Origin of the sequence: Streptomyces sp. NPDC087859 (assembly GCF_044742595.1) — a bacterium.
Lineage (GTDB): Bacteria > Actinomycetota > Actinomycetes > Streptomycetales > Streptomycetaceae > Streptomyces > Streptomyces canus_F.
On sequence record NZ_JBIUUU010000009.1, the window covers coordinates 488,505 to 495,148 of the forward strand.

Annotated in this window: 7 protein-coding genes; 6 read left to right on the forward strand and 1 reads right to left on the reverse strand. The window is 70.6% G+C overall.

Annotated elements, in window-relative coordinates; genetic code table 11:
* Nucleotides 1–225 precede the first annotated feature (225 nt).
* Nucleotides 226–753 carry a CGNR zinc finger domain-containing protein gene (locus tag ACIOHP_RS24580; protein ID WP_401890788.1) on the reverse strand — a complete coding sequence of 176 codons (528 nt, stop codon included), beginning with the start codon at nt 751–753 and terminating at the stop codon, nt 226–228.
* 110 nt (nt 754–863) lie between these two features.
* On the opposite strand from ACIOHP_RS24580, the gene ACIOHP_RS24585 reads away from it, so the two are divergent.
* The 6 genes from ACIOHP_RS24585 (at nt 864) to ACIOHP_RS24610 (ending at nt 6,463) form a co-directional block, all read left to right on the forward strand.
* Nucleotides 864–1,307, forward strand: a complete 444-nt coding sequence (locus ACIOHP_RS24585) for a VOC family protein (RefSeq protein WP_401890791.1) — start codon at nt 864–866, stop codon at nt 1,305–1,307.
* 2 nt (nt 1,308–1,309) lie between these two features.
* Nucleotides 1,310–2,194, forward strand: coding sequence for a pyridoxamine 5'-phosphate oxidase family protein (locus tag ACIOHP_RS24590; RefSeq protein WP_401890794.1), 885 nt, complete (start codon nt 1,310–1,312; stop codon nt 2,192–2,194).
* Between the two features lie 9 nt (nt 2,195–2,203).
* On the forward strand, nt 2,204–2,650 hold the full coding sequence (locus ACIOHP_RS24595; protein ID WP_361478446.1) for an NUDIX hydrolase: 447 nt from the start codon (nt 2,204–2,206) through the stop codon (nt 2,648–2,650).
* Nucleotides 2,651–2,882: 232 nt separating this feature from the next.
* A complete protein-coding gene (locus ACIOHP_RS24600; RefSeq protein WP_401890797.1) occupies nt 2,883–4,646 on the forward strand; it encodes a TIGR03767 family metallophosphoesterase in 1,764 nt (587 codons plus the stop codon).
* A gap of 95 nt (nt 4,647–4,741) precedes the next feature.
* Nucleotides 4,742–5,887: a serine hydrolase domain-containing protein gene (locus ACIOHP_RS24605; RefSeq protein WP_401890800.1), complete on the forward strand. Its 1,146-nt coding sequence runs from the start codon at nt 4,742–4,744 to the stop codon at nt 5,885–5,887.
* A gap of 174 nt (nt 5,888–6,061) precedes the next feature.
* Nucleotides 6,062–6,463, forward strand: coding sequence for a hypothetical protein (locus ACIOHP_RS24610; RefSeq protein ID WP_401890803.1), 402 nt, complete (start codon nt 6,062–6,064; stop codon nt 6,461–6,463).
* Nucleotides 6,464–6,644: the final 181 nt, after the last annotated feature.

Genomic DNA, 6,644 nt, shown 5'->3' on the forward strand with positions numbered 1-6,644 from the left:
GGTAAAGGAACGTGCGGTAGCGGCCGGGGCCGATCGGTCCTGACCGCGAAGGTCCGGAAATGCGACCCCGGACGATCGCACAGCTTTACGCATGGGAAGGATGTTTAGGGAGAGTTGACCGAATCGATATGGGCGTATGGGGAAAACCCGCGATCCCCTTTAGGGAGATGAGCGACCAAAGGGGCAAGTCGCCCTGTCGTCTCTCGGGTTTCTCTGGTACAGCCCTCAACTTTCCTTGGTGCGCGCGTAGTGCCGCGACGCCTTCGCCCGGTTTCCGCAGGCCGCCATCGAGCACCAGCGGCGGGTGCCGTTCCGTGAGGTGTCGAAGAAGTGCAGGATGCACGCCTCGTGGGCGCAGCCGCGGATCCGGTCGGGCGCGGTGCCGATGAGCTCCAGGTAGTCGCGCGCGGCGAGCCAGGCGGGCCCCCAGGCGGGGTCGCGGAACTCCGGAACCTCGCCGGGTCCTTCGGCGGTGAGGGTGGCCCGGATCCGGCCGTGCTCGAGGACGGCGTCCAGGGGTGCCGGGGCGCCTTCATGGACGGCCTTGTGCAGCGCGTCCCGCGCCTGGAGCACATGCCGCAGGGTGGGCGCGTCCGCCTCGAACCGCCCGTCGAGCGCGTTGGCCCCGAGCCACACCGTCAGCCCGTCGAGGTCGGTCAGCAGGTCCTGCACGGCTCCCTCCCGCATCCACCGCGTGTTGAGCAGGTCGAGCGCGAGGGGCTCGCCGGTGAGGGGACGGGGGTCGGCGGTCATGTGGGGGCTCCCTTCCGTGCTAACCGCTCAAGACTACGTGACTGGTTGCGCTGACTGTCCATAACCTTTAACCTTGCTTTGACAGGTTAGATCAGCTGAAGGGGACAGCCATGACCTTGCGCACCGGCCACATCGGTCTGAACGTCACCGAGCTCGACCGCTCCCTCGCCTTCTACCGCGACGTCCTGGGCTTCGCCCTGATCGGCGAGGGCAAGGAGGAGGACCGGCGGTACGCCTTCCTGGGCGACGGCGAGAGCCTCGTCCTCACGCTCTGGCAGCAGGCCGGAACGGGCTTCGAGGGCGACCGCGCCGGACTGCACCACCTCGCCTTCGAGGCGGACTCGATCGAACGGGTCAGGGAGTACGGGCAGGCGCTGCGGGCGTACGGAGTCGACTTCGCCTACGAGGGGGTCGTCGCCCATCGCGAGGGCGCGGCCTCGGGCGGCATCTTCTTCCACGACCCGGACGGCACCCGCCTGGAGATCTCCGTGCCGAGCGGCGCACAGGGCGCGCCGGCCCCGGTCGAGTCGGCTCCCACCTGCGGCTTCTTCTAGCCATGGGCGTCTATCACGCGGGCTCGCGGACCGTGCAGGACCGGGTCGGGGTGCGGGAGCAGGCGGACCACGTGGGGCGGGCGATCGGCGAGGGCATCAAGCCGGTCGCGGCGGCCTTCCTGGAACTCCAGCCGCTCCTGGTCCTGGGCGCCGCCGACCCGTCGACGGGCCATGTCTGGGCTTCGCCGCTCTCCGGAACGCCGGGGTTCGTCCGGGCCACCGGCCCGCACCGGATGTCGGTGGCCGGCGGGGTCCCGGAGACCGATCCCCTCGCCGCCGCCCTCGGCACGCCCGGCACACCCGTCGGCACGATCGCCCTCGACCCCCGCACCCGCCGCCGTATGCGCCTGAACGGCCGACTCCGGCCGACGGCACGGGGATTCGCGGTGGAGGCGGAGAAAGTGTTCGCCAACTGCCCTAAATACCTCCAGAGGAGAGAGTCGTACGAGGTGGTGGGCGACCGGAGGAGGGGAGTTGCGGTGCGGACAGGTGAACTGGAGCCACGGCAGGCGGAGTTCATCTCCGCGGCCGACACGTTCTTCATGGCGACCGTGCACTCCGGCACCGCTGCCGAGACCAGCCATCGGGGCGGCAACCCCGGCTTCGTGCGCGTCGACTCACCCCGCGAGCTGAGCTGGCGGGACTACCCGGGCAACTCCATGTTCCTCACCCTGGGGAACCTCGCGGCGGACCCGAGGGCCGGACTGCTGTTCCTGGACTGGACGAGCGGGACGACACTGCAACTGACGGGCGAGGCGCGCACGGAGTTCGGGACGGAACGCCGGGTGCGGTTCACGGTGGCCGAGGTGGTGGAGACGCCGTCGGCGGTGCCGCTGCGCTGGTCGGCGCCCGAATACTCGCCCGCGAATCCGGAGCCGGCGGGCTAACTTCCGTACATGCGGAAGAAGCTGAGGGTGGCGGCCTACGCCATATGTGTCCGTGACGGCAAACTCCTGCTCGCCCGCTGGATCGACGACGCCGGCAGGCCGGAGTGGACCCTGCCGGGCGGCGGGATGGAACACGGGGAGGACCCGTACGACACCGTCCTGCGGGAGGTGGACGAGGAGACGGGCTACACCATCGGGATCACCGGACTCCTGGGCGTGGACACCCGCCGCCACACCTACACCCGCCGCTTCGGCCGGGTCGTCGACCACCACGCGCTCCGGCTCGTCTACGAGGGCCGGATCACCGGCGGTGAGCTCCGCCACGAGATCGGCGGCTCCACCGACATGGCCGCCTGGCACGACCTGGACGCGGTGGCCGGACTGAACCGGGTGTCACTGGTCGACATCGGGCTGCGGCTGTGGCGCGAGCGGCCGGCGGCGGGGCGGGCGGTATAGCGGTCGTACCCACGAAAATGAACACGGAGTGACCGCCTCCCGGCCGTTCGAGGTGCGGCCGTGGGCGCGGAGGGTGGCCCAAGATCCACGTACGGTGATCGGTGTTGCGCGTTGCGGTCTCGTTCACGCACAGGTCATTCCCGGTGCCAACGATCCACAGTGAGCGGGTTGTTCGCGACAGCGAGTCCCCCGCGACCACTGCCGACGCGTTCGCACTCGGGGAGACCGCGCCATGTCGCGCACACGCTCTGTCGCCACCTCCGCCCTGGCGGTCAACCGCCGTACCGTCCTCGCAGCCACCGGCGCCGCAGCCGTCTCCGCAGGGGTCGGTTACGCCCTGCGGCCCACCGACAGCCAGGCCGCCACCACCACCGGCACCGCCGCACAGGGGGCGCCCGTCGCCCAGTCCCGGCAGGCCCCCGCCGTCCCGCTCGCCCCGTACACCCGGGGCACGACCGTCGCCACCGTCGCCGCCGCCCGCACCGCCTCCGGCTTCCGCCGCCTCGGTGACGGTCCCGGCTGGCAGCGGGTGGTGCGCAGTGAGCTCGCCGCACCGAAGGCGGGCCGCGCGGGCCGCCGTACCGCGCTCGCCGCGTTCGTCCAGCTCACCGATCTGCACCTCATCGACGCCCAGCACCCGCTGCGCCTGGAGTACCTCCGCTCGACCGACGTGCACGCCTGGCGGCCGCAGGAGGCGCTGACCGTGCACGGGGCGATCGCGCTCGTGGAGCGGATCAACGCGCTGCGCGGCGCCCCCGTCACCGGCGCGCCGCTGCACTTCGCCATGACCACCGGCGACAACACGGACAACAACGCCAAGTCCGAGCTGGAGTGGTTCCTGAAGGTCATGAGCGGTGGCCGCGTCACCGCCAACACGGGGGACCCGCGGCAGTACGAGGGCGTCCAGAACAGCGGGATCAAGCAGTACTGGCAGCCCGACACCACTGTCCGTGACGCCGACAAGCAGCGCGGCTTCCCGCACCTCGACGGCTTCCTCGCCGCCGCGATCCGCGAGCTGAACAGCCCCGGCCTGAACCTTCCCTGGTACTCCACGGTCGGCAACCACGACTCCATGCCGCTGGGCTGCTACGCCTCCCACGGCGACTCCTGGCTCACCGAGTACGCCGTCGGCGGCAAGAAGCTGATGAGCCTGCCCGCGGCCGAGGCCAAGAAGCTCCAGGACGCCATCAAGAAGGCCAAGGACCCGAGGGGCGTCGGCTTCCGGGACCTCCTCAAGACCCACACCCGTGACATGCGCTCGGTGACCCCGGACGAGCTGCGGGCACCGTTCACCCCGCGCGAGTACGTGCGGGCCCATCTGGACCCGGCCTACCGCGGTCTCGGCCCGGTCGGCCACGGCTACTCCACCGCCAACCTCGACGCGGGCACCCAGTACTACTCCTTCCGCATCGCCGAGGACGTCATCGGCATCAGCCTCGACACCACCGACGCGGGCGGCCACTACGAGGGGTCCGTCGGGACGGCCCAGATGAAGTGGCTGGACAGGACACTGAAGGACAACAAGGACTCCTACGCCGTCGTCTTCAGCCACCACACCAGCAAGTCGATGGACAACACCCGCCCCGACCCGGCCCGCCCCGGCGAGCGACGCCACACCGGCGCGGAGGTCGTCACCCTGCTCGGCCGCCACCGCAACGTCCTCGCCTGGGTGAACGGCCACATCCACCGCAACGAGATCACCCCGCACGCCGTCGGCAACGGCCGTTCCTTCTGGGAGATCTCCACCGCCTCCCACGTCGACTACCCCCAACTCGCCCGCGTCGTCGAGCTGGTGGACAACAAGGACGGCACGATCTCCCTCTTCACCACCTGCGTCGAGTCCTCGGCCCCGCACCGCACGGACTTCGCCGACCTCTCCCAGACGGGCCTGTCCGCCCTCTACCGCGAGCTCTCCTACAACGCCCCCGGCGGCCGCACGGACCTGGCGGGCACGACGGGCGACCGCAACACCGAGCTGGTTCTGAAGAAGGGCTGAAACCCGATCAACCGGCTCACCCGGCTCAACCTCGCCGATCTCCGCCGGGTCTCACCCCCCGACCACGCTCGACGAAGAGCACAAAGGGGAGAGACATGACCGTACGGACGACTCTCGTGGCGGCGACGGCCGCGGCGCTGTCACTGGCCCTGGCGGGCCCCGCGTTCGCGGCGGCACCCGCCGGAGACGACCACGGGACGACCCGCGAGGCGATCGAGGCCGCGGTGAAGGACGGCGTGCCCGGGGTGACGGCGACGGCGCGGACCGGACACCGCGTCTGGTCCACGACCGCCGGTGTGGGCAACCTCAAAACGGACCAGCCGCGTTCGGTCCACGACCGCTATCGCGTCGGCAGCATCACCAAGACCTTCGTGTCGACGGTGCTGCTGCAACTGGAGGCGGAGGGGCGGCTGTCGCTGGACGACAAGGTGGCGAAGTGGCTGCCGGGCACGGTCCGGGGCAACGGCCACGACGGCCGCCGCATCACCCTGCGTCAGCTCCTCAACCACACCAGCGGCATCTTCGACTACACCGCCGACGACGACTTCGTCAGGACGTACTTCCTCAAGGACGGCTTCTTCGAGCATCGCTACGACACGAAGGCGCCGGCGGACCTGGTGGCCGTCGCGATGACCCACAAGCCGGACTTCGCGCCGGGCACGTCCTGGAGCTACTCCAACACCAACTACGTCCTGGCGGGCATGGTGATCGAGAAGGTCACGGGCAGGCCGTACGGGGACGAGGTCCGCCGGCGGATCGTGAAGCCCCTGTCCCTGAACGCCACCTCCGTCCCCGGCAACCGGGTCACCGTCCCGGGGCCCAGCAGCCGCGCCTACTCCAAGCTCGCCGAGACGGCGACGGGACCGACGTACGACGTCACGAAACTGAACCCCTCGCTCGCCTCCTCGGCGGGCGAGATGATCTCGGACTCGTCCGACCTGAACCGCTTCTACTCCGCACTGCTGCGGGGCAAGCTGCTCCCGCCGAAGCAGCTGAAGGAGATGAAGACGACGGTGCCGGTCGAGGCCATCCCGAACGCCGGCTACGGCCTCGGCCTCATCGACCGCGAGCTGTCGTGCGGCGTCCATGTCTGGGGCCACGGCGGCGGCATCCACGGCTCGACCTCGGAGGCGGTGACCACGGCGGACGGCCGCCACTCGCTCTCCTTCAACTTCAACGGGGACTGGTCGGGGGACACCGACGCCGTGATCGAGGCGGAGTTCTGCGGCAAGCAGAGCTGAGGCGCCGGGCCCTGACATTGCCGGGTTTTTCATTGACAAGGGTTCAACGGAAAGTCGAAGATCCGCTCGATATTCATGGGATCTTCGAGGCGGCATATCGTGGCATCGGGTCTGACCGGTCGGGTTGTCCGGCGGTCGCAGGGGTTCTTGGAGCCCGGTGAGCAGGTCCGGCGCGTGGTGTTGGCGCAGGGCGGGCTCAATCCCTGGTTGCAGAACGTCTTCTTCCTGAGTGGGCTCATCGGGGCGCGTCTCGTCGTCGCCTGGTGGGACGGCCCGGGTGTCTTCGATCTGCTCTGGAGCCTTCTGGGGGCGCTGACCGGAGCCGTGCTCGCCACCGTGTTCATCAGCCGGCGTGTGGTGCTGATGACCGACCGGGGTGTTGTCGTGCTGGAGTACGGGCGGTTCGGAGGAGTGAAGCCGACGCGCATGCTCGCGCGGTTGCCGTCGGGTACGGGAACGGGCCCGCTGTCCGGGCTGTGGGCGCGGACCGAGCTGGCCGGTGAGCGGCTGTGGATCCACAGGAGATGGCACCGGGACGCCGCTGTGCCGAAGGCGCCGCACGTCGGTGGGTGGTAGGCGGGCGCACGCGTGAGGAGGGGCCGCCGATCCCCCTCCGATCGGCGGCCCCTCCTCACCCCCCCTTGGGGGGGGGGGGGGGGGGGGGCCCCCCGGGCGGCGCCCCCCCAAAAAACCCCCCCGGGGGGGGGCCCCCCCCCCGACGGGGGGGGGGGGGCCGGGCCCCCCGGGGGGGGGGGGA

Excerpts from the sequence above, each read along its gene's own strand:
- ACIOHP_RS24590 (WP_401890794.1), top strand. The coding sequence starts at position 1,310 with ATGGGCGTCTATCACGCGGGCTCGCGGACCGTGCAGGACCGGGTCGGG.
- ACIOHP_RS24580 (WP_401890788.1), bottom strand. The coding sequence starts at position 753 with ATGACCGCCGACCCCCGTCCCCTCACCGGCGAGCCCCTCGCGCTCGAC.
- ACIOHP_RS24600 (WP_401890797.1), top strand. The coding sequence starts at position 2,883 with ATGTCGCGCACACGCTCTGTCGCCACCTCCGCCCTGGCGGTCAACCGC.
- ACIOHP_RS24605 (WP_401890800.1), top strand. The coding sequence starts at position 4,742 with ATGACCGTACGGACGACTCTCGTGGCGGCGACGGCCGCGGCGCTGTCA.
- ACIOHP_RS24585 (WP_401890791.1), top strand. The coding sequence starts at position 864 with ATGACCTTGCGCACCGGCCACATCGGTCTGAACGTCACCGAGCTCGAC.
- ACIOHP_RS24595 (WP_361478446.1), top strand. The coding sequence starts at position 2,204 with ATGCGGAAGAAGCTGAGGGTGGCGGCCTACGCCATATGTGTCCGTGAC.